Raw genomic sequence first — 22,109 nt, forward strand, 5'->3', positions numbered from 1 at the left:
TCAGCATCGATCATCTCAGGATTTGTTGCGCAGCCCCAGATCGTGCGCGAGAACATCCAGATTGGCGCCGGGGTGGATGATCAGCCATCGGTCCGGCTTGCTGGTGTCGACGACGGTCACCGCGCGCTTGGGGCAGATGTCGAGGCAGCCGACCTCGAGAATGCCGGCACCGGCCTTGCGACCCTTGCCGAGCTGCAGGTGCTTGCGCAGGGCCTTGCCGAGGGACTTGTTCCCCTCCGGCCCGAAGCCGCCGCCCTTGATCTTCTTTTCGCATTTGCGACAGACCAGCACCGCGTTGGACCAGCGACTGCGGACCTGACGGGCGCTCATGGCGCGGGCTTCCAGCTCTTGCGCTCCTCGGCCACGCGCAGCACGTCATAGGCGGCCTGGATGGCCTGAAAGCGCGTGGCGGCGTCGGCATCGCCGGGGCGCACATCCGGGTGGCATTCCTTGGCAAGTGCGCGCCAGCTCCGCTTCACCGCCTCGAAATCGGCATCGCTCTCCAGCCCCAGCACATCGAGCGCGCGCATCTCGTCGCGCGAGCGGGTGCCATCGCCGGGGCCGGCCCATTGATTATGGGCGCTGGTCCGATAGCCGGAGGCGTCACGCTGCTCATTGTGCATGCGCTCGTTGCGCTCTTCCTCGTCCAGACCCGCGAAATAATCCCAGCCCTTGTTATACTCTGCGGCATGAGCCTGGCAGAAATACCAGCGGTCCGGGCTGTTGGGGGATTTGGGCGCAGGGCAGTTGCCGGGCTGGTCGCAGCCATGCCGGTCGCACAGCCGGACGGCCTGCGCTTCCCGCGCGGAGCCATAGCTGCGCCAGCGGGGAAAGCCCCAGTCATTGTTCCGTCCGCTTCTGGCCATCCGATCTCACTTAGTGCGGGTTCGTGGTGAAATCCACCGTAGCGCGGTGAAAATGCGGGCATCGCGACGGTCGCGCCATTGCCCCGCAGGCGATCAGCAAAATGCCAGGCGGTCTGTAAGCCGGGTTCTGTCCACCGCCGCCGTATCCCGTAAAGGGACGCGCATTCGGATGGGCGACCATTCCTCTAGGGCCATGCTCTCGCAGGGCCTCAAGCAACCAACCCGGGCGATCTCGGCCGAAACAAGCCTAGCAGGCCCGAAGACCTGCGCGCCGCCCCTATTCGGTCTTGCTCCCGGTGGGGTTTACCGTGCCGTCCGCCGTTGCCGGGGACGCGGTGCGCTCTTACCGCACCCTTTCACTGTTCACGCGGCCGAAGCCCAAGCCCGAAGGCGCACGTGACCTGCTCTCTGTTGCACTGTCCCTAACTCCCGCGAGGAGAGCCGCCGGACGTTATCCGGCACCGTTGTTTCGTGGAGCCCGGACTTTCCTCGCCGGACGCAAGCGCCCGCCGCGGCCGCCCGACCGCCTGGCGAGAGGGGCTATAGCGGCGCGGGGGAGGGGAGTCACGGGCGGTGTCACGCAGATGGGGCAAGATAGTAACCAGCTCCCCCGAAAGACGACTTGCAAAAGTCAACTTCGCGTTGTTATCTTCCACAAGGTCGCTGCCAAGCGAATGGGGGGATTGCTTGAGACTATTCACTATGTGGCTCGCCTTCGCGGCGGGTCTTTCCGCATCCATTTGTAGCGCGGGCTTTGCGCAGGAGCGTTCGGCCGTGAAGCAGGGCTTCTCGCTGCCGCCAAACAGTCAGAAGAAAATCCTGCTGTTTCGTCCGGCGGTCCGCGTGGGCGCGCAGTCCACTGGCGGGATGTTCGAGCCCAATGCCGAATGGACCGAGAAGGCCAAGGCAAATATCGAGGCGGCGCTGACGCAGTATCAGAGCAGGCTGGGCAATCAGGTCGTCGTGGCGCCCGAAGCCTATGGCGAACAGGACCAGAATCTGCAGGAATATATGTCCCTGTTCTCGGCCGTTTCGCAGGCGGTGATCGAGTATCAGTTCTTCGTCGGCAACCGGCTGCCGACCAAGAAGCGGGACAATAAAGAGCAGGTCTTCGAATGGTCCCTTGGCGACGGGGTTGCGCGCCTGCCCGGTGCGCAGGATGCCGACTACGGTCTCTTCATTTACAATCGCGATGCTTACGGCTCGACCGGGCGCAAGGTGCTGCAGATCATGGCCCTGATGGGCGGCGTCTCGGTTACATCCGGCGAGCATATGGGGTTCGCTGGGCTTGTCGATCTCAAGACCGGCGATCTGCTCTGGCTGAATGCGGATGGGCAAATGGGCGGTGACGTCCGCGAACCGGACGGCTCGGAAAAGCGCGTCGCCCAGCTGTTGGAGGATTTCCCGGGCAGCAGCATCGGCAAGGCTGCGAAGTAATGCGGCGCCTCGCCTGCACCGTCGCGGCGACGCTGGCGGGACTGCTTGCAGCTGGCGCGCACGCCGTGCCGCCGCTTCCGCCGCCTTATGCGGGTGCCTACCAGCCGCAGGGTGTCGATGAAATCGGCATGTGGCGGGAAATGGACGAAGAGGAACGCGTGCTGGCGACATCGCCGCTCGTGATCCGCGACGAGGCCCTGACCGGCTACATCACCAGAGTTTTGTGCAGCACGGTTGGCGAAGACCGGTGCAAGGCCACGCGGATTTATGTGATCCGCGAGCCGAGCTTCAACGCCAGCATGGCCCCCAACGGCACGATGCGCGTCTACAGCGGGTTGCTGCTGCGGATGCGCAACGAAGCGGAACTGGCGGCGATACTCGGCCACGAGTTCGGCCATTTCGAGAACCGGCATTCGCTGCAGCAATTTCGCTCAAAGCGATCAGGAAGCGACCTCTTGGCGTGGGTAGAGGTGCTTGCGAGCATGACTGCCGCATATGGCGGCATGCAGACCTATCGCGACATGCAGTTGCAGGTCTACGGCACGTTATATCGCTTCGGACGAGATCAGGAGCGGGAGGCAGACCTGCTCGGACTCGCCTATCTGAACCGCAGTGACTACCGCCCGCAGGCTGCAGCCCAGGTGTGGGAAAACCTGATGGGCGAGATGACCGCCTCCGCCAGCGCGAAGGGGCTCAGCAAGCCCAATTTCAAGAAAATCGCCTTCACGGCCTCGCACCCGCCGGAGGGAGAGCGCGCATCCTATCTGGCCGAGCTGGCAGCACCAGAGGGCGCCGGGCGAGACGATGGGGTGGCGCGATATCGGGCCGCACTGGCGACCTGGACGCCCCGGTTTCTCGAGGACCAGATCAAGCTGAACGATTTCGGCGGCAGCGATTACCTGATCCAGGCGCTGGCGCAGGACGGTTGGACCGCGCAACTCTGGTTCTCCAGAGGGGAGCTGTATCGCAGCCGCGGGCACCCGCGCGATCTGATCCAGGCGGCCGACTTTTACGCAAACGCCATCAAGGCCGACCCGGATTTCGCCGAGGCCTACCGAGGGCTGGGCTTGTCCAAGCTGAAGACAGGCGCGCGCGCCGAGGCGTGGGAGGGGCTGCGCAGCTACCTGCGGTTGAAGCCTGATGCGTCCGACGCAACCATGATTAAAATGATGCTTCCGAAAGAAACGACCGACCAATGAAACGCACGCTTTTCAAGCTTCCGCTCGCTGGCGCCGCAGCGCTCGCGCTGATGACAGCCACGCCGGCTATGGGGCACAAGCTGCGCCCCAGCGGGGTCGCTGCGCAAGTAGCCACCTCCTCATTGACGGTGACGCCCTCCCGCGACTGGAATCAACTCGGCCGGCGGCCGGGCCAGTTTGCGGAAAGCTGGACGGTGGACGGCGCCCAGCTGAACGCCGTCACCTTCTACGCCGCCGTGCCCGCCGGCCAACCCCTGATCAAGGAGCGCAGCAAGAAGCGGGAGCCTCTGCCCAAGTTCACCAGCGAAACGCTGCTGATCGAGATTCCCGAGCTGCTGGAAAGGACGTACCGGGCTGCGAAAGATCTCGCTGCCTTTGAACTCATCTCAACGGAGCCCTCGGCATTCGTCGGAGCGGAGGGTGTACGCTTCCGGTACGCGTTCACCGACAAGGACGGGCTGACGCGACAGGGGGAAGCGCGCGCGGCGATCATCGCCGGTGAGCTGTACATGATGACCTATGATGCTCCGCGGCTGAACTATTTCAGCCGGAACGCGCTGGATTTCGAGGCTCTGGTGGCGAGCGCTCGTCTCAACTGACCTTATTGCAGTGGCCAGGTCCAGATGATGAGCGGGGTACCGATGAGCACCACCAGTAGCGAAAGGGGCGCGCCTAGGCGGGCGTAGTCGCTGAAGCGGTAGCCGCCGGGGCCAAGGACCAGCGTGTTGCACTGATGGCCGATGGGCGTGAGGAAATCGCAGCCCGCGCCCACGGCGGTGGCGATGAGGAAGGCTTCCGGCCGGTAGCCGAGGTCATGCGCGAAGACGCCGGCGATGGGGGCCATCACCAGCACCGTCGCGGCATTGTTGAGGAACGGCGTCACCGCCATGGCCGCGACCAGAATGAGCGCGACGGCGCCCCAGGGGGGCAGGGCAGCGGCGACATGAGCGAGATTGGTGGCGATGACATCAGACGCGCCGGTGCTGCGGATGCTATCGCTGACCGGGATGAGCGCGGCGAGCATGACGAGGATGGGCCACTCGACCGCATCATAGGCTTCCCGTACCGGCAACGCGCCGCTGATGACGGTGAGCGCGGCGGCAGCGAAGAAGGCGATGGCGACGGGAACATAGCCTGTCGCCGTGGCCGTCATGGCGACGGCGAGGATCAGCAGCGGCAGCCAGCCGCGATGTGACTTGCCCAGCTTGACGCCCCGCTCCGCCAGCGGCAGCGCGCCCAGATCGCGCAGCCGCGCCGGCAGCAGGCCGAGCGGCCCCTGCAGCACGATGACATCGCCCGCGCGCAGATTGATCTCGCCCAGCTTGCGCCCAAGCATCTGCCCGGCGCGCGAGACGGCGATGAGATTGACGCCATAACGCTGCTGGAGGAGCAGCCGCTCCGCGCTCTGCCCGACCAGCGGGGACTCGGCCGTCACGACTGCCTCGGTGACGCCGATCTCGTCCCCTTCGCTGCCCTCGGGCAAATCGCGCGTCTCCCCGTCCAGCTCCAGCGCGTCGCGGGCGATGACCCGCTCCAGCGCATCCGGCTCGCCGTAGAGAATCAGCACGTCGCCTTCCTGCAACCGCGCATTGCCCTGCGTCGAGAGCGGACGCCGGCCGCGCAGACGGCTGGTGATCTGCACCTCATGATCGTGGCGCTTGAGGAAGGCGGCGATCGTCTCGCCGTCGGGCGGCGTGTCCTCGCGCACGGTTGCTTCGGTGACATAGCCGGAGATGTCCATGGCATCGCCCATGGTCGCGGCGCCGCGCCGATCGCGCGGGAGCAGCCGGTAGCCGAAGCGCAGAAACAGCAGGCCGACGATGAATAGGCCGAAGCCGGTCGGGAAATAATCGAACATGCCGAAGGGCTCGCCAGTCATCTCCGTGCGCACGCGGCTGACAATGATGTTCGGCGAGGTGCCGACCAGCGTCATCAGCCCGCCGAGCAGCGAGGCGAAGGCCATGGGCATGAGGAAGACCGAGGGGCTGGCGTTGTTGCGCTTGGCCATCTGGAAGGCGGCGGGCATCAGCATGGCAAGCGCGCCGACATTCTTGACCAGCGCCGAGGCCGTGCCGACCGTGGCGGTAAGCAGCAGCAGTTGCGAGCGGACATGGCGCACGCGACCCGCGACGAATTTCAACCCCACCTCGATCGCGCCGGAGCGCTGCACGGCGGCCGAAAGCACCAGCGCCGAGCCGACGATGATGACGATATCGTCCGAGAAGCCGGAGAAGGCGTCGGCCGGATCGACAATGCCGATCAGAACCGCGAAGAGCAGAACGATGACTGCCGTGACGTCATAGCGGAAGCGCCCCCAGAGGAAGAGCACCATCATGCCGGCAAGCGTGGCGATAGAGAGCCATTGCGGCCCGGTCATCGCGTTCTCCCCCCAAGCCCGTCGCGGCGCTGCGCGACCACCCTCGCTGTCATCATCCCCGCCAAACGCCCGAAAATGGATTTCAGTGTGCGGGTGCTGAAAAATAATCCGGTCCGTCTTGTCCGATCGCGCTCAGTCGTCGCCGCGGGGCCTTGGCAGCAGCAGCGCGAGCAGGATGGCGCGGCATTCCCCGTCGATCACGCCGTCGATCAATTCCGGCCGGAAACGGCGCTGGAACGCCGTCACCGCGGCTTCCGGCTCGGCGATATCATAGCCGAATCGCTCGAGCGCGAGCATGAAGGCGCCGTCGCTCCAGAGTGGGTCCATGAGATTGCGGGTCGGGCGCGGCAGGGCGAGGCGCAGCCGGGCGAGCTTGCTCCAGGGGAACAACTCGCCGGGATCCTGCTTGCGTACGGGCGCCACATCGCTGTGGCCGACTACATTGCCGCGCGTGATGCGGTGGCGCTGCATGATGTCGTGGACGAGCGGGATCAGCGCATCGATCTGCGCCTGCGGGAAGGGCCGATAGCCCCATTCATGGCCGGGATTGACGATCTCGATGCCGATGCTCGCGGAATTGATGTCGGTGATGCCGCGCCACCACGCCCGTCCGGCGTGCCAGGCCCGCTTCGTCTCGTCGACCATGCGGACCACCTTGCCCTCCTCTGTGACGACATAATGGGCAGAAACCTTGCTATCCGGATTGGCCATCCAGTTGATCGCGCTCTGGGCATCCGGCATTCCCGTATAGTGCAGGACGAGGATGGAAACCGGGAGCGTTCGGTCGTCAAAATTGGGTGACGGCGTCTCGATCATGCAGAACTGGGCCACTTTCCTTGCGCATGCCGGCATGTTGCCGGACGGTGCGGTCAGCCCTGTCCTAGCTCAATGGCGGATGCGGAGGAAGCGCCGCCTGCAGGCAGCATCATGCGCGGTTGATCGGGCCGGGCTTCACGGGCCTGATACAGGCAGCTGAGGCCCCGGCAGGCCGAAAAGCCGGACTCGGCACAGGCCATTTCGCCCGCCCCGAGCGCGAGATAGCCGCCGGGCCGAACCCGGCCCGACAGCGTTTTCCATGCCCGGCGGCGCCTCTCTTCGGAAAAGTAGAAGAGCACGTTGCGGCACAGAATGAGATCGAATGGGCCTGCGCCATGAGCGGGGTCGAGCAGATTGTCCTGCTGGAAAACGATCATCTGCTGAAGCTCGCCGGCAATCTGCCATTCGTTATCGACAGGATGGAACCAGCGCAGCAATTCGCTGATCGGCAGGCCGCGCTGCATGTCCATCTGCGAAAAGCGACCGCGCTTTGCCTTGGCGATCGCGAGGGCCGATACGTCCGTGGCGTGGATGCTGACCGTGCAATCGGCCAGCGCGGCCGAGCGGTGGACGATCATAGCCAGCGAATAGGCTTCCTGCCCGGTTGAGCACCCGCCGCACCAGATGCGAAGTCGCCGATCCGTGCGCGTCCGGGCGAGTGCGGGCAGGACGCTGTTTTCGATTGCGTGAAAGACACTGACATCCCGGAAGAACGAGCTTTCGTGATTGAGAAGGGCGTCGATCGCTTCGGCCTGCAGGAGGCCGTGAGGCGCCCGCTCGATCGCGTTCACGAGCTCTTCCAGCGTGCTCAGCCCGTGTGCGCGCAACAGCGGTCGCAGCGACGTTTCGATGCGCCATCGCCTTGCTTCCGAGAGCGTCTGCCCGGTCTCCCGGTGGAGCAATTCGGCGAGGCGACAGGCGGCGTTGGAAACTGGCTGCATGGTCATGCACCTGCATGCCATTGCTGCAGGATCAACTCGGCGATCTGAGCGGGGGGCAGAATGGCACTGGCGAGACCTTCCTTCACGACCGAACCGGGCATGCCCCATACCGCGCTCGACTGGTGGTCCTGCGCGATCACCCAGCCGTCCGCGCCGACGATGGCTTGCGCGCCGGCCAGTCCGTCGCGCCCCATGCCGGAAAGGATGACGCCGCAGGCGCCGCGTCCATAATGGCGCGCCAGGGCGGTGAACATCGGGTCGACCGCCGGGAAGCTCTCATGCAGGCAGCGCTGGGTGCTCAATCGCACCAGTATTTGCCCGCGCGCTCCTTTGCCGAGCGAAAGATGGGCAGTGCCGGGTGCCAGATGGATGGTGCCCGGCTGCACTGGCATGGCCTGTTCCGCCAGAACCACGGGCAGATGTGTGGCGCGGCGGAGCTGTTCTGCCAGCAGCGGCTGGAAGCTGGCAGGCAGATGCTGGGTAATGAAGATGGGAAAGGCCGGATTGTCCTCAAGGCCCTTGATGACCGAGAGGATCGCGCTGATCCCGCCGGTCGATCCGCCGATGGCCACGGCGCGCACGAGCGTACCGGGCGGCCGCAGGCGTGCGCTCGCCTCATCGAACCGTTCCGGCGTGCGGCTACGTTCAGCCGCTGGCGCCAGATGGGCCAGGCGATCGAGCAGATGTTCGACGAATTGCGGGCTGAAATGGCCGGCGCTGGGCTTGGCGACGACATCGCCGGCACCCAAGGCGAGCGCCTGCAGGGCGACCTCGCTGCCCTCGCTGCATGAACCGCTGAGCAGCACCACCTGCCGGCGCTGATCGGGGCCAAGCAGGTGGGGGAGCACCTGCAAGCCGTCGAGCTCGGGCATGTCGATATCGAGAAGCACCAAGTCCACCGACTTTCTGGCCACGAAAGCCAGAGCCTGCTTTCCGCTGGCGACCGTGCCGACCACGCGGAAGCGCGGATCTTCGCCGAGCACCCGGCCCAGCACGCGGCGGACGACCAGCGAATCATCGACGATCAGCACATCGATGGGCGAACCATCGGTTCCGGAGCTGGCATCGGACAGGAGGGCAGCGCACGCCATTCCCGGCGCTCCCGAGCCCCTAGAGAACCCCGACGATCTGGAGCTTGCTCTCCAGCGTGTCGCGATCGAAGGGCTTCATGACATATTCGTCGGCACCGGCATCGACGGCGGCGCGGATATGGTCCACGCCATTCTCGGTGGTGCAGAAGATCACCTTGGGCGGATGGGCGAAATTGCGGCGGGAGAGTTCCTTGAGGAATTCCAGGCCGCTCATCACCGGCATGTTCCAGTCGAGCAGCACCACGTCCGGCACCTGCCCTTCGCACATGTCGAGCGCTTCACGTCCGTCCTGCGCTTCGTGGACGTCGAGATCGAGGGATTCCAGAATGTGGCGTGCCACCTTTCGGATCACCTTGGAGTCATCGACAATGAGGCAGTTCGGCATGAGTCGCGACCCCTGATACTTGCTTGCCTACTAACCTACGGGCAGAGCGTGTCATTTTGGTAAATTCGTTAAATATCTCAGGCGGCCAGCGCGCCAGACGGGGCGTTGGTGAAATCGGCGAGCGTGAGCAGAAGATGGCTGCGGCCATCATAATCGACGAGGCCGGAAACGAACGGCCGCCAGGCAGGATCGATGCGGCCGCGCAACGGCTGCACGCCGCCCTGCGCCTGGCAGATATCGGTCACGGCATCGATGAGGAAACCATAGCTGTGCCCGGCAATGTCCGCGACAATCGCCAGCGGTGCGGTCTGTGCATCCGCCGCCGTGCCAAAGATGCGCGATTGCAGATCGATCACGGTGAGCACCCGGCTGCGCAGCGCCGCTAGCCCGCGCACATGCATAGGCGCCAATGGCACGGGTACGATATCCCCCAGCCGCACCACGGCTTCGATGGCACAGGCCCGCACGGTAATCGGGGCGCCCGCGATGGAGGCGAACAGGAACAGCGAGTCGGTCATGCGGCCTTCCGTGCGAAGCTGGAGATCGCCGCCATCAGCCCGGCGCGGTCATAGCGGTAGATGGAGGGCAGCGCGTCGGGGTCGGCGGGCAGTTGCGGCTGTTCCCGCAGGGCAAGCACTGGAACGCCCATGGGCGCTGGGGCGTGGCCGCTGCCACATAGTACGACATCGGGCGGCGCGTCGCCTGTGGCGCCCAGAACGACGTCATAGCCGGCCTGAACGAGCAGCGGCGCCAGGATGTTGCGCATCCACGGGTCTTCGACATCGGCGATCATGCAGCGCACGGCCTGCGCGGCGGCGCCAGAGGCCGGGCGGGCCGCGACCTCCTCGAACAGCGTGAACGGATCGACCAGCTCCAGTTGTCGCTCGCCGACCAGCACAAGGCCGGCGATCCGTCCCCGACCGATCGGCACGTCCAGCCGGGCGGGGATTTCCAGAATGTCCAGCACCTCTTCGATGAGGAAGATGAGCAGATCGCGCCCGTCATGCAGGCGCATGGCCTTGAGCACACCGGTCTCATCCGGGCGGACGTTGAGTGCCGGCAGCAGGCGCTCCTCGATCCGCGCGAATGCCCGTCCCTCCGAGCGCCCGATCTGCGCACAGTCCAGTTCCTCGACGCGCTCGACGATGGGCAGCGGCATCAGCCGTTCCACGCCATCCCGGTCGCGATAGAAGAGCACCTGCAAGGTATCGATGGCCTCGGTCGGTTCCTGGCTGTGATGATCCCGCCGCGCCTTGTCGGCATCGACCACGGGCAATTGCGCGATCTGGAAGAGCCCGGTGGCGTCGAGCAGCAGCATTGGCTGGCCGTTGTCGGGGAGCGTCATGCCCGCAAAAGCGCCGGCGGATGCGATCACCGGTGAGGCCGGGCGAATGACCAGTTCCTCATTGCTGTCGACGGTTTCGACACCCAGCACATAATTTTGGCCGGCCGAGGAGCGAATGACCATCAAGGTCCGCGGCCCGTTCGCTTCGGCCTGACGGGCAAGGCCCAGCACGTCCTCAAGCGCTACAACCGGATGACGCTCGCCGCGAATGGTCGCGATGCGTCCGCCGGCGACCTCCTCGATCGAGACCATGGCGCTGTTTTCGTGGATCAGCTCGACGACATTGCCACGCGGCATGGCGAAGGTCTGTCCGCCGCACCGCACGATCAGGCCGGGAATGATGGTCAGCGTCAGTGGCACGCGCATGGTGATCACCGTGCCGTCGCCAGGCGTCGTGGTGATGTCGATCACGCCGCCGATCTGCTCGATATTGGCCCGCACGACATCCATGCCGACGCCACGCCCGGAGATGGAAGTGACCTCCCGCGCCGTGCTGAGGCCGGGCAGGAAGATCAGGTTCAGCTTCTCGGCGTCGCTCATCCCGGCTGCCTCGGCAGCGGTGACAAGCCCGGCCGCGACTGCTCGATCGACCAGGGCGGCCCGGTCCATGCCGCGCCCGTCGTCGGCCACCTCGATGACGATCTGGTTGCCCGACTGCCGGGCGACGATGTTCAGCCGGCCGACCTCGGGCTTGTCGGCCGCGATGCGGTCCGCCGGTGGCTCAAGGCCGTGATCGAGCGCGTTGCGGACGATGTGGGTGAGCGGATCGGCGACCATCTCGATCATTTCGCGGTCCATCTCGACATCGCCGCCGTCGAGAGTCACGATCACCTTCTTGCCCAGTTCGCGGCTGAGGTCCCGCACCATGCGCGGGATGGCCGCATACAGGCGGTCGACCCGCTGCATCCGCGTCTTGCTGATCATGTCGCGCAGGTCCGCGACATTGGTCGACATCCGCTCGAAGCTGCTCTCCACATCCGGCGCGACACCATGGTCACGCATCCGGCGCGCCAGATCGTTGCGGGCGAGCACCATATCGGAGATGCCGTTCATCAGCTGATCGATGAGCGCCAGCGGCAGTCGAATCGTGCGCGGCGCTTTGTCGCGCGGTGGGGCGGTCGGTTGCTGCTGACTGGGCGTCGGGGGAGCGGGTGCCTCTAGCGAGTCCGCGCGCGGCGCGGGCGGTTCGCGGGGTGGGGCCGGCATCGTTGGGGCAGGCGCGATGGGGTGAAAGAGCTCAAAGCCGCCGGATCGGAGTGACAGGGCATCCAGCAGCCCGTCATCATCGGCTTCATCCGGGACGGGCTCGCCGCCCAAGCCCCGCGCCAGCGCGCCGATTCGGTCCATAACCGCCAGCACGGCCGTGACGGTGGCGGGATCGGCCAGCCGTTCGCCGCGCCGGATGGCTGCCAGCACGTCCTCGGCGCCATGCGCCAGCCGCTCGAAACGGGGGAGGTTCAGGAAGCCGCAGCTTCCCTTGACGGTGTGAAAAAACCGGAAAAACGCGTCGAGGCGGGACTTGTCGGTCGGGTCCGCTTCCCACGCGACGACTTCGCCGGAGAGGACCTCCAGCGTTTCAAGAGTTTCCGCAATGAACTCCCCGATGATCTCGTCCATGCCGCCGCCTGTGGTTAACGCGGCGACACCTTTGGGGCCAAGTCGTGAAAGCCCGGTTAAGACCTGCCGGTCGGGCTCTCACACAGGCGGGATCAAGCCGGCAGGCGCGCGCCGAACAGCAGGTGGGGCTCATCAGCGCCCGAGATCATCAGCTCGCCGCCCGCTTCGGTCGCCACCGTGCGGATCATCACGGCTGCGGCCGTGCGGGTGGTCAGATCGCCATGCCCTTCCAGCCCGGCGCGAATGGCGGGGTCGAAGGTGATGCGCGTGCCTTCGCCGCGCACCGCGATCTCGGTCGATCCGCCCTGCTGTTCCGCGCCGATGGCGATCACGCCGCCGCGCGGCAGGGCTTCGCCGGTCAACAGCACCAGATTGAGCAGCAGCTTGGCGGCCGGCTTGGAGAGGCTGTCCCCGGCGATCATCCAGTCGAGCGAGATCTTGCCGCCGGGCGGAAACATGCCTTCCACGGCAGAACGGATCTCATGCACGGGAATGGCCTCGCCATATCCGCCCCCGGCTCCGAAGGCCAAGCGGAAGAATTTGAGCTTGCCCGCCGTCGTCCGGGCGCTGTCCGCCAGCAGCGTGAGGCATTGCTCGCGCATCCGCGGGTCGGTCTCATCGGCAAGCAGCTCGATGCCGTTGTTGAGCGCGCCGACGGGGCTGAGCAGATCATGGCACAGGCGAGAGCAGAGCAGGCTGGCGAAATCGATGGAGTCGGACGCGGTGGATTTGACCAAGACGGGGATATCCTCTCTTCAGGCGATGGCCGTGCCCTCATGGCGCTGCGGGCGCGCGGGTGCAAGCCGCCCATGCGGCGAACCGACCAGTTCGACGGGATCGAAAACGCCATGGATGCGGCCTGACGCGACAACCTGCCAGGCCAGAAGGTCGCCGCGCGCGTCGAGGAGCAGCCAGATCTCGCCCGCTGCCCCCGCCATGGCCGCATCGACCGCCGAGGGGACGGCCTCGCCATGGGGATGCGAATGATAATGGCCGACAATGGCCGGTCCGCCCTGGCGCGCCTCGCGATGCGCGGCGATGAGCACGGCCGGATCGACTTCGAAGCGGTGCTCGGGCTGGTTTGCGACATTGGCGGCAGCGCGAAGTTCGGTGATGGCGATGTCGGTCGTCCCGCCGTCCGCGCCAGCCAGGCGCTGGCCCAGGAGGAGGCCGCAGCATTCTAGCGGGGCGGCAGCCTTCGCCTGCGCGCGGATCGCATCGCGCAGCGGTCTTGATATGTGCACGGCCATCCCCAGATATTAGGCCGTGGAAACGGGGGTTACCAGCATTACGGCGCTGATCACGCAGGCCGAGCACGGCATGAGACTGGATCGCGCGCTTGCGAGCGTGCTGCCAGACCTGTCGCGCGAGCGCGTGAAGGCGTTGATCCTGGCAGGTCAGGTGACCGGGCCGGACGGCCGCCCGGCGGCTGATCCAGCCTATAAGGTGAAGGCCGACATGGCCTTTGCCGTAGAGATCCCGGAGGCGACGCCCGCCGAGGCGCAGCCGCAGGCGATCGATCTGGTGATCGCCCATGAGGATGCGCATCTGATCGTGGTGGACAAGCCGGCGGGCATGGTCGTGCATCCCGCTGCCGGCAATCCGGATGGCACGCTGGTCAATGCCTTGCTCCACCATTGCGCCGGGCAGCTTTCCGGCATTGGCGGGGTCGCGCGGCCCGGCATCGTCCACCGCATCGACAAGGATACCTCCGGTCTGCTCGTCGTCGCCAAGACCGATCAGGCACATGAGGGATTGGCCCGCCAGTTCAAGGATCACAGTATCGACCGGCGCTATCTCGCCATCGTGCAGGGGCGGCCTACGCCGCCTTCCGGCAAAGTCGATCAGTGGATCGGCCGTTCGGATGCGGATCGCAAGAAGATGGCGGTGCAGCGCGAGGGGCGCGGCAAGCACGCCATCACCCATTATCGCACGCTCGAGCGACTGGATCGGGCGGCGCTGATCGAATGCCGGCTGGAGACGGGGCGGACCCATCAGGTGCGCGTGCACATGGCCCATCTCGGTCACCCGCTGCTGGGCGATCCTGTCTATGCCCGCGGCGGCATCCACAAGGCGCTGCTCGCCGAACTTGGCTTCCATCGTCAGGCGCTTCATGCGGCCCGGCTCGGCTTCATCCACCCGGTCACAAGCCAGCCTCTCAGCTTTGAAAGCCCGATTACGGATGACATGCAGCAACTGTTCAGCCATCTTTGCGTATAAGGATGAGCGCGATGCCCCTTCTTGTTTGCGCGCTCCAGAAGGATGAAGTTTCGTGAGTAACGGCAGTAATCTCCCTGCAACGATCCCTGCGCTTGGCGGCGATGCAAGCCTGAACCGCTATCTGTCGGAGATTCGCAAGTTCCCGCTCCTCAAGCCCGAGGAGGAGTATATGCTCGCCAAGCGCTATCAGGAGCATGGCGATCCGGAGGCTGCGGCGCGGCTGGTGACGAGCCATCTGCGACTCGTGGCGAAGATCGCCATGGGCTATCGCGGCTATGGTCTGCCCGTCTCCGAGCTGATCTCCGAGGGCAATATCGGCCTGATGCAGGGCGTGAAGAAATTCGAACCGGACCGGGGCTTCCGCCTCGCGACCTATGCGATGTGGTGGATTCGCGCGTCGATCCAGGAATTCATCCTGCGCTCGTGGAGCCTTGTGAAGATCGGCACCACGGCGGCGCAGAAGAAGCTGTTCTTCAACCTCCGCCGCATGAAGAACCAGATCGAAGCCTTCGAGGATGGCGATCTGCGCCCCGAGGATGTGACGAAGATCGCGACCGATCTCGGCGTCTCGGAAGATGATGTCATCTCGATGAACCGCCGCATGGCCATGGGCGGCGACACCTCCCTTAACGTCTCGATGAACGATGACGGCGAAGGGCAGTGGCAGGACTGGCTGGCGGATGAAGGGCCTTTGCAGGATGAGCGGATTGCCGACGCGCAGGAAAGCGACGTGCGGCACGACATGCTGCTCGATGCGATGGACGACCTCAATGACCGCGAACGGCATATCCTGCAGGAGCGGCGCCTCGCGGAGGAGCCCAAGACGCTCGAGGAGCTGAGCCAGGTCTATGGCGTCAGCCGCGAGCGCGTGCGCCAGATCGAGGTTCGGGCGTTCGAGAAACTGCAGCGCGCCATGTTGCGGATCGCCGGCGAAAAGCGCTTGATGACGGTAGCCGGCTGACGAGTCTGCGGATTGCGCTCGTCGCCTAGGCGAAGGGGCAGTCGTAACGAATAGGGGACGCGATGCAGCGCAAGCGTGCCTCTGGCTCGTGGATGGGATTGGCAGGCCGTAGCCCGCGGGAGCAGGTCTGGCGTGTTCTGGCGATCCTCTTTGTCCTGTTCGTCCTCCCGGTGCTCATCGGCGCGGTGCTGTTTACCAGCAGCGCGCCCCTTGCCGACGCCCGCCCAACGCCAACGCCTCTGCAGGTCGGTGCCGGTCGGGCCGCAATCGAGCAGTTGCAGGCCAGCAGGCAGCGGCCCGGCGGTGTCAGCCTGCTTACGCTCACGCCCACTCATCTCGATGGCTTGAGCGCCCTCGCAACTCATGGTTTCCGCCCTGACCGGCTCAACCTCTATCTCCACGAGGAACGGCTCCATGTGGCTGCGAGCCATGCCCTTCCGCTCGGGCGCTGGCTGAATGTCGGTCTGGTCGTAAGCGCCCCGAGTAACGGATTTCCCGAAGTAGAGGCGCGCATCGGCGCGGTCTCGTTGCCGGCATATCCGACTCGGCTGCTGCTGGAGGGGTTGCGTCAGCTGCTGCGCCTGCGCGGCGCCGTGATTCCGCCGCTCGACACGGTCGTCCAGCGCTTTTCCATTCGCAATGGCGCGGTGATGGCGGCGGTGCAGCTGCCGCCCAAGACCGGCCTGCTCGATCAGTTTACCGGCGGTGACGCGATCGACGGCGCGCAGGTGCTGGATCGCTATTGCGCGTTGGTGGCGCTGCAAGCGCGCGATCCGCAGAGCGACTTCGCCATACAGGTCCGCCGCGCTTTCCCCCCGGGCCAAGCCGCGACGGCGGAAACGAATCGCGCGGGCTTTGTGGCGCTGGCGATGCTGGTGGTCGATCCGCGCGCCGGGCAACTAGCCGGGCTGGAGCCGAGCGCCACGCGCCGCTGTCCGTCGCCCGCGACGGCAATCACGCTCCATGTCCGGGACGACCTCCCCAAGCATTGGGCGCTGTCCGCTGCGCTGGCTGCGCAGGCCGGTGTGCAGTTTTCATCGGCGATGGGCGAATGGAAGGAACTGGCGGACAGCCTCTCTGCCGCGTCGGCGTTCCAGACCGGCACCGCCTCGGGCTTCTCCTTCGTCGATCTGGCGGCGGATCGCTCTGGCTTCCAGATCGCGCGGGCCGCTGGCGATCCGCGCCGGGCGCAGGACGTGGCGCAACGCCTGGCGACCGCGACGCAGGAACGACTGCTGCCGCCTGCCCTGCTTCAGAACGACGAGGGGCTGAGCGATGCCGCCTTCGCCGCGCGCTACGGCAGCGTCCAAGACCCGCGCTACAAAAGGCTCGTTGCCGAGATCGACCGGACACTGGCGCGGGATGGATTGCTGGCACAACCTGACTGAGCAAGCCCCCGGCGCAGCCTCGCAGCGAACGCCCATTTGCCTGTTGCGCAAAAGCGGCTAGGGCGTGGACCATGCTCAATACAGTTCTCGTGATGATCGGCGGCGCCATCGGTGCGGCCCTGCGCTACCAGTTGGGACGCGCGAGCCTGCGCATCATGGGGCCGGGCTACCCATGGGGCACGCTCGCCGCCAATGTGCTGGGCGGGCTGGCCATGGGCCTTGTCGCGGGCTGGCTGGCCGCGCGCTATCAGGGCCAGCAGGGCGAGCAGATCCGGCTCCTGGTCGCCGTGGGCGTACTCGGCGGCTTCACCACCTTTTCCGCCTTCAGCCTGGAGACGATGCTGATGATCGAGCGCGGCGAAGCGCTGAACGCGCTCGGCTATGTGCTGCTCTCCGTTGCAGCCTCCATCGGCGCGCTGGCGCTTGGCCTTACCCTCATGCGGAGTGCCACGGCATGAGCAAGACCGATCTTGCTGGCGTACGCCAGTTCACCGTGCGCGCCGAGGACGATGGCATCCGCCTCGACCGCTGGTTCAAGCGCCACATGCCGGAAGCCAGCTTCGCCATCGTTTCGCGTTGGGCGCGGACCGGGCAATTGCGCGTCGACGGGGCCCGCGCGACGCCGGGCGACCGCATTGCCGAGGGGCAGACCTTGCGCGTGCCCCCGCTCGATGTCGCTGCGGCCAAGGAAGCGGGCAAGGCACCACGCCCGCGCCCCATCCTGACCGAGGATCAGATCAACTTTGCCGAGGGTCTGGTCATTCATCGCGACGCGCAGGCCATCGTCATCAACAAGCCGCCGGGCCTTGCCACGCAGGGCGGCACCAAGACGCACGAGCATGTCGATGGACTGCTCGATGCTTTGATGTTCGAGCGGGACGATCGGCCGCGCCTCGTCCACCGGCTGGACAAGGACACCAGCGGTGCGCTGCTGCTCGCCCGCACCTCGCGCAGCGCCGCACATTTCGCCAAGAGCTTCTCGTCCCGCACAGCGCGCAAGGTCTATTGGGCCATCGTGATGGGCGTGCCCTCCGTCTCGGACGGCTTCATCGACCTGCCGCTCGCCAAGCAGCCGGGCACCGGCGGGGAGAAGATGCATTTCGATGAGAAGGACGGCCTGCCCGCCCGCACGCGCTACCGGGTGATCGAGCGCGCCGGCAACCGCGCCGCCTGGGTGGAGTTGCAGCCGCACACCGGCCGCACCCATCAGCTGCGTGTCCATATGGCCGAGATCGGCCACCCCATCGTGGGCGACGGCAAATATGGCGGCAAGGAGGCATTCCTTAGCGGATCGATCAGCCGCAAGATGCACCTGCACGCCCGGCGCATCCGCATCGACCATCCCGATGGCTCCCCGCTCGATGTGAAGGCCGAGCCGCCCTTCCATTTCGCCGAGACGCTGGCGAGCCTGGGCTTCGACGTGAACGAGGGCGATCTCTCGCTCGAGATCGACATCCAGCCGACCGCCTCCGACCGCAAGGCCGCCGACAAGCGTGCGTCGACCGCCCACGCCAAGGACATGCGCAAGGCCCGCCGTGGGGAACGCCGCTCCCGCAGCGCACCGGACAAGCCCGAGCGCTTCAAGGGCCCGCCCAAGCCGCGCGGCAAGGGCGGCAAGCCGGCGGGGCCGGCCGCGCGCCCGGGTGCCAAGCGGCCTACCGGCGGCGCAGGGTCGCGCAAGCCGGGGCGGGATTAAAGACAAAAGCCTTTATACGCTGAGACACCGCTGTCACCCCGGACTTGATCCGGGGTCCAGCTATCTTCCTTTTCGCCGTCACACTGCACTCAAGCTTTGATAGGTCCAACAAGAGCAGCGAGACCCCGGATCAAGTCGGGAATGATATACTTGACAAAGCAGGCCTGATGCCATAGTCAGGGTGCATGGATATCACCGCGCCCCGCTTCAACGATCCCGACAAAGCCCGCGAGCATCTTGAGGCTCTGCGTTGGCCGGAAGGTCCATTCTGCCCCCATTGCGGCTCGTTCAATGCAACGCGGCTTCCTGCGCAGCGTGGCCGTCCTACCAAGGCGCACCCTGAAGGCGCGATCCGCTCTGGCGTGATCCAGTGCAACGATTGCCGCGAGCAATACTCGGTGACTGTCGGCACGGTCTTTGAGAGCAGCAAGATCGGCCTCCACAAATGGGTGCTGGCAACCTTCCTGCTTTGCTCGTCCAAGCGCGGCATTTCGGGCCACCAGTTGGCCCGTATGCTCGGCGTGACGCAAAAGACCGCATGGTTCATGTCGCATCGTATTCGTGAGGCCATGCGCCCCACGGAAGGCGAGCCGCCTCTCGGTGGCGAGGGTAAGGCCGTCGAGGCAGATGAGACATTCATCGGCGGCAAGGAAAAGAACCGTCACAAAAGCAAGCGCGCTGGCCGTCGCCTTGGCGGTAGCTGGGGCAAGGAAACGGTGTTCACGCTTGTCGAGCGTGACGGCAAGGTTTGCTCAACCCACGTTCAGAGCGTGACCGCCGCCAACCTACGTCCGATCCTCGTTTCGCAGGTCGATAAGGCTACGACTCTCTACACTGACGACGCCGGCCAATACCGCCACATGAACCGCGATTTCACTCATGAAGTCGTGAACCACGGCAAGGATGAGTATGTGCGTGGTAAAGCCCATACAAACACGGTTGAAGGATACTTCTCGATCCTAAAGCGCGGCATCACAGGCACCTATTACCACCTGAGCGCGGCGCACCTGCATCGCTACTGCGTCGAGTTCGATTTCCGTTACAACACCCGCAAGGATACGGATTTCGAGCGCTGCATGACTGCTCTGAGAGGCATCACTGGCAAGCGCCTTACCTATCGGCGGACTGGTCAAGTCGCCGCCTAAGAAGGTCGGCCCTCCCAAAAAACGCGGGGAGAAGCGCAAGCGTTACTTGCGCTGATCCTTGTCGGATTTCTCTTTCTGACTCGACTCTTTCGCCGGTTTATGCGGCTTAGGCGGGGTGCTGAGCATCCGGCGCAGCACGTCATCCTCTTGCTGTTCATCGGTGTCTGGCATGCTTGAACTCACTATCCTTGATGGCCCGCGCCTAAAAGTTGAGCGGGCCTACCGCCACATTGATGAGATCAGAGCCATGACCGAGCCGCTGAGCCGAGAATGGTACACTATCAAAGTTGAGCCTGATTTCATCCCCCCAAATACTCAGGCAGCCAGCTTTAGCTTGGTTTACCGCCCGCTGAAACCAATTGCGCAGATGGTCGCGCTTTGCATCGGTGATGCCGTACACAACCTCAGAGGGGCCTTGGACCACCTCTGCACGGGTATTGCGCGGACGCATGATCCCAAGGCCGAACTGCATTTCCCAATGCGGAAAGACCGGCAGGACCTCATAACCAATAGACCCAAAGGGCTGAGCGCCGCGTTCGCGGCGATAGAGAAGGCCCTCCCCGGTGCCGAGGCGTTGATTCTTGATAAAATAAGGCCTGCCAACGGAGTTAACGAGCCTTTTTGGTCCTTCCATTCCCTCGACAACGACGACAAACATAACCTCATCTTGCCGACAATCGCGTTCATTACGATTGACGGTCTCAACGCCAATGTCGGAGGAGCCATTATCCGAGACTGCGGAGCATTTGGAGATGCAAATCGCGTAAGAAAGCTCATCACCCACGATAAGCGCTTTACCGTACAGAACGATCTCCAGACGTCCGTTCGCGTAAGCTTCGCTCAAGGTAGTCTTTTCGAGAACGAGCCTGTTGTTCCAACGCTCACGCAGATTGCCGGAATCGTGAGCCACACGATCAATGAGTTCGAAGGCCTGATTAGGCAGACCCCCTAGGATAGTATTCTTTAGCGCCAGCCTATCGATCGCCAACATAGCAGGATCAGTCTGCTTTGTCATCTATATCACTCCCGATCAAGTCCGGGGTGACGGTAGAGGAGGACTGGACAGTCAACCGTTTAGGCACATGCAGGATTCTGCACTGCGGTATCGCCTGTCTGCTGCCCTCCGCCCATCACCCCGCTTGATTTCGCAGGCGCACAATGACAAGGGCCTCTGCCATTGGAAAGGCGCAGGCCTTCCATTATATTCTTCATTCGACCGATCGAAAGGTCCGCCATGCGCACTCGCCTTTATCCGCTCAGCGAGCTGGAAGACATTCCCGGCACGACCGTGTTCAACGCCCGCCGTTCGCGTGAGGCCTATCACCTGCATAAATTCTGCATGTCGCTGATGGACGCGGGCAATCGCGCCGAATTCAAGGACCATGAGCGCGCCTATCTCGACAAGTTCAAGATGAGCGAAGAGCAGAAGCGCGCCGTGCAGGATCGCGATTTCAGCAAGCTCATCGATCTGGGCGGTAACATCTACTTCCTCGTCAAGCTCTCCAATACCGATGGCTGGAGCACGCAGCGTGCCGTGAGCTCGATGACCAACATGACGCCCGACGAATATGCCGCGATGATGCGGTCCGGCGGTCGCTCGCCGACTGGCCAGCGCTCCAAGCGGGAGGGCAACTGACATGGCACGGATCACTGCCGGCATTGCCACCAGCCATGTGCCGGCCATCGGCGCGGCCTTCGACACCGGTCGCTCGACGGACGATTACTGGAAGCCGATCTTCGATGGCTATGAGTGGGTGAAGACCTTCGAGCAGGAAGAAAAGCCCGACGTCGTCATCCTGTGCTACAATGATCATGCCTCCGCGATGATGCTGGACGTGGTGCCGACTTTCGCGCTCGGCATGGCAGAGGAATTCGAGCCGGCCGACGAAGGCTGGGGCAAGCGCGAGGTTCCGGTTGTCGAGGGACATATCGAGCTGGCCGCGCACATGGCCGAGCAACTCGTCATCGACGAGTTCGACATGACCCTGATGAACAATATGGATGTCGACCATGGCTGCACGGTTCCGCTCAGCCTGATGTTCGGCAAGGTCGACAAATGGCCGTGCAAGGTCATTCCGCTTGCGGTGAACGTGACGCAGTTCCCTACGCCCTCAGGCGCGCGCTGTTGGGCGCTGGGCGAGGCGATCCGCTACGCGGTGGAGACCTATCCCGAAGATCTCAACGTGCAGATCTGGGGCACTGGCGGCATGAGCCATCAGTTGCAGGGGCCGCGCGCCGGGCTGATCAATCCCGAGTTCGACAATGCCTTTCTGGACAAGCTCGTCGGCGAGACCGATGAGCTGCGCGCCATCACGCGGCTGGAATATCTGCGCGAGGCGGGCACTGAGGGCATTGAGCTCATCATGTGGCTCATCATGCGCGCCGCGCTCGGCGCCGAGGTGGAGGCGTTGCATCGTTTTTATCATGTCCCGGCCTCCAACACTGCCGTCGGCCACATCGTGCTGCGGCCCAAGGAGATCGCGGAAGCGCCTGCGAAGGTGCGCGTTTGAGCGGTTTCGCTCTCTTCACAGCATCCCAGGAAAGCCCGGCCTTGCGCCGGGCTTTTTCGTTTGTCGGCCCAGCGTGCCGGTCTGTCACATAAAGCTTCCTATATATAAAGAATCC

24 protein-coding genes and 1 other RNA gene are annotated in these 22,109 nt (G+C 64.7%); 11 read left to right on the plus strand and 14 right to left on the minus strand.

The window, feature by feature from the left end:
* Positions 1-15 precede the first annotated feature (15 nt).
* The 3 genes from M2333_RS14430 to rnpB all read right to left on the minus strand — a co-directional run bounded on the left by M2333_RS14430 (position 16) and on the right by rnpB (position 1,397).
* Positions 16-330, minus strand: a complete 315-nt coding sequence (locus M2333_RS14430; RefSeq protein WP_264612232.1) for a (2Fe-2S) ferredoxin domain-containing protein — start codon at positions 328-330, stop codon at positions 16-18.
* Positions 327-866 (minus strand): J domain-containing protein, encoded by a 540-nt coding sequence (locus M2333_RS14435; RefSeq protein WP_181561186.1) that lies wholly within the window; start codon positions 864-866, stop codon positions 327-329. Before M2333_RS14435 ends, M2333_RS14430 begins: the two co-directional genes overlap by 4 nt.
* 100 nt (positions 867-966) lie before the next feature.
* Positions 967-1,397, minus strand: an RNA gene (gene rnpB / locus M2333_RS14440) — RNase P RNA component class A.
* 171 nt (positions 1,398-1,568) lie between these two features.
* Between rnpB and M2333_RS14445 the strand changes: the two genes are divergently transcribed.
* The 3 genes from M2333_RS14445 to M2333_RS14455 are packed head-to-tail and all read left to right on the plus strand — an operon-like array spanning position 1,569 to position 4,101.
* On the plus strand, positions 1,569-2,303 hold the full coding sequence (locus M2333_RS14445) for a hypothetical protein (protein ID WP_264579945.1): 735 nt from the start codon (positions 1,569-1,571) through the stop codon (positions 2,301-2,303).
* A complete protein-coding gene (locus M2333_RS14450; protein ID WP_264612233.1) occupies positions 2,303-3,502 on the plus strand; it encodes a M48 family metallopeptidase in 1,200 nt (399 codons plus the stop codon). The genes M2333_RS14445 and M2333_RS14450 overlap by 1 nt, the downstream gene beginning before the upstream one ends.
* Positions 3,499-4,101: a hypothetical protein gene (locus tag M2333_RS14455; protein ID WP_264612234.1), complete on the plus strand. Its 603-nt coding sequence runs from the start codon at positions 3,499-3,501 to the stop codon at positions 4,099-4,101. The genes M2333_RS14450 and M2333_RS14455 overlap by 4 nt, the downstream gene beginning before the upstream one ends.
* 2 nt (positions 4,102-4,103) lie before the next feature.
* Here the strand turns inward: M2333_RS14455 and M2333_RS14460 are convergent, their stop codons facing one another.
* The 9 genes from M2333_RS14460 to M2333_RS14500 all read right to left on the minus strand — a co-directional run bounded on the left by M2333_RS14460 (position 4,104) and on the right by M2333_RS14500 (position 13,324).
* Complete coding sequence (locus M2333_RS14460) at positions 4,104-5,879, minus strand: SLC13 family permease (RefSeq protein WP_264612235.1); 1,776 nt, start codon at positions 5,877-5,879, stop codon at positions 4,104-4,106.
* 132 nt (positions 5,880-6,011) lie between these two features.
* Complete coding sequence (locus tag M2333_RS14465; RefSeq protein WP_264612236.1) at positions 6,012-6,695, minus strand: N-acetylmuramoyl-L-alanine amidase; 684 nt, start codon at positions 6,693-6,695, stop codon at positions 6,012-6,014.
* Positions 6,696-6,748: 53 nt separating this feature from the next.
* Positions 6,749-7,642, minus strand: a complete 894-nt coding sequence (locus M2333_RS14470) for a CheR family methyltransferase (RefSeq protein WP_264612237.1) — start codon at positions 7,640-7,642, stop codon at positions 6,749-6,751.
* A complete protein-coding gene (locus M2333_RS14475) occupies positions 7,639-8,727 on the minus strand; it encodes a chemotaxis protein CheB (RefSeq protein WP_264612238.1) in 1,089 nt (362 codons plus the stop codon). The genes M2333_RS14470 and M2333_RS14475 overlap by 4 nt, the downstream gene beginning before the upstream one ends.
* A 19-nt stretch (positions 8,728-8,746) precedes the next feature.
* A complete protein-coding gene (locus M2333_RS14480; RefSeq protein WP_181561191.1) occupies positions 8,747-9,112 on the minus strand; it encodes a response regulator in 366 nt (121 codons plus the stop codon).
* 77 nt (positions 9,113-9,189) lie between these two features.
* Entirely contained in the window at positions 9,190-9,630 is a 441-nt protein-coding gene (locus M2333_RS14485) for a chemotaxis protein CheW (RefSeq protein ID WP_264571736.1), read from the minus strand.
* A complete protein-coding gene (locus M2333_RS14490; RefSeq protein ID WP_264571737.1) occupies positions 9,627-12,074 on the minus strand; it encodes a chemotaxis protein CheA in 2,448 nt (815 codons plus the stop codon). Before M2333_RS14490 ends, M2333_RS14485 begins: the two co-directional genes overlap by 4 nt.
* A gap of 92 nt (positions 12,075-12,166) precedes the next feature.
* On the minus strand, positions 12,167-12,820 hold the full coding sequence (locus M2333_RS14495; protein WP_181561590.1) for a histidine phosphotransferase family protein: 654 nt from the start codon (positions 12,818-12,820) through the stop codon (positions 12,167-12,169).
* 9 nt (positions 12,821-12,829) lie between these two features.
* Complete coding sequence (locus M2333_RS14500; protein WP_264571738.1) at positions 12,830-13,324, minus strand: M67 family metallopeptidase; 495 nt, start codon at positions 13,322-13,324, stop codon at positions 12,830-12,832.
* A 70-nt stretch (positions 13,325-13,394) separates the two neighbouring features.
* Between M2333_RS14500 and M2333_RS14505 the strand changes: the two genes are divergently transcribed.
* From M2333_RS14505 to M2333_RS14530, 6 genes are all read left to right on the plus strand, one after another.
* Positions 13,395-14,294, plus strand: coding sequence for an RluA family pseudouridine synthase (locus M2333_RS14505; protein WP_413716531.1), 900 nt, complete (start codon positions 13,395-13,397; stop codon positions 14,292-14,294).
* 52 nt (positions 14,295-14,346) lie between these two features.
* On the plus strand, positions 14,347-15,255 hold the full coding sequence (rpoH, locus tag M2333_RS14510) for an RNA polymerase sigma factor RpoH (protein ID WP_181561196.1): 909 nt from the start codon (positions 14,347-14,349) through the stop codon (positions 15,253-15,255).
* A gap of 62 nt (positions 15,256-15,317) precedes the next feature.
* A complete protein-coding gene (locus M2333_RS14515; protein WP_264612240.1) occupies positions 15,318-16,643 on the plus strand; it encodes a hypothetical protein in 1,326 nt (441 codons plus the stop codon).
* Between the two features lie 71 nt (positions 16,644-16,714).
* Positions 16,715-17,101, plus strand: coding sequence for a fluoride efflux transporter CrcB (crcB, locus tag M2333_RS14520; RefSeq protein WP_264592543.1), 387 nt, complete (start codon positions 16,715-16,717; stop codon positions 17,099-17,101).
* On the plus strand, positions 17,098-18,339 hold the full coding sequence (locus tag M2333_RS14525; protein ID WP_264612241.1) for an RluA family pseudouridine synthase: 1,242 nt from the start codon (positions 17,098-17,100) through the stop codon (positions 18,337-18,339). The genes crcB and M2333_RS14525 overlap by 4 nt, the downstream gene beginning before the upstream one ends.
* A 185-nt stretch (positions 18,340-18,524) precedes the next feature.
* Entirely contained in the window at positions 18,525-19,484 is a 960-nt protein-coding gene (locus M2333_RS14530) for an IS1595 family transposase (RefSeq protein ID WP_264612242.1), read from the plus strand.
* Positions 19,485-19,526: 42 nt separating this feature from the next.
* Here M2333_RS14530 and M2333_RS14535 read toward each other — a convergent pair whose 3' ends face one another.
* Together M2333_RS14535 and M2333_RS14540 are read right to left on the minus strand one after the other, a co-directional pair.
* Positions 19,527-19,655, minus strand: a complete 129-nt coding sequence (locus M2333_RS14535) for a hypothetical protein (RefSeq protein ID WP_264612243.1) — start codon at positions 19,653-19,655, stop codon at positions 19,527-19,529.
* A gap of 31 nt (positions 19,656-19,686) precedes the next feature.
* Positions 19,687-20,499, minus strand: a complete 813-nt coding sequence (locus M2333_RS14540; protein WP_264612244.1) for a hypothetical protein — start codon at positions 20,497-20,499, stop codon at positions 19,687-19,689.
* Positions 20,500-20,718: 219 nt separating this feature from the next.
* Here M2333_RS14540 and ligA point away from each other — a divergent pair, with 219 nt between their 5' ends.
* Positions 20,719-21,120, plus strand: coding sequence for a protocatechuate 4,5-dioxygenase subunit alpha (gene ligA, locus M2333_RS14545; RefSeq protein ID WP_264571743.1), 402 nt, complete (start codon positions 20,719-20,721; stop codon positions 21,118-21,120).
* A gap of 1 nt (position 21,121) precedes the next feature.
* The gene (locus M2333_RS14550; protein WP_264612245.1) at positions 21,122-21,994 is read left to right on the plus strand and encodes a class III extradiol dioxygenase subunit beta; all 873 of its coding nucleotides are present in this window, start codon (positions 21,122-21,124) and stop codon (positions 21,992-21,994) included.
* Positions 21,995-22,109 lie beyond the last annotated feature (115 nt).

The sequence above is a fragment of the Sphingobium sp. B11D3B genome (assembly GCF_025961735.1).
Lineage (GTDB): Bacteria > Pseudomonadota > Alphaproteobacteria > Sphingomonadales > Sphingomonadaceae > Sphingobium.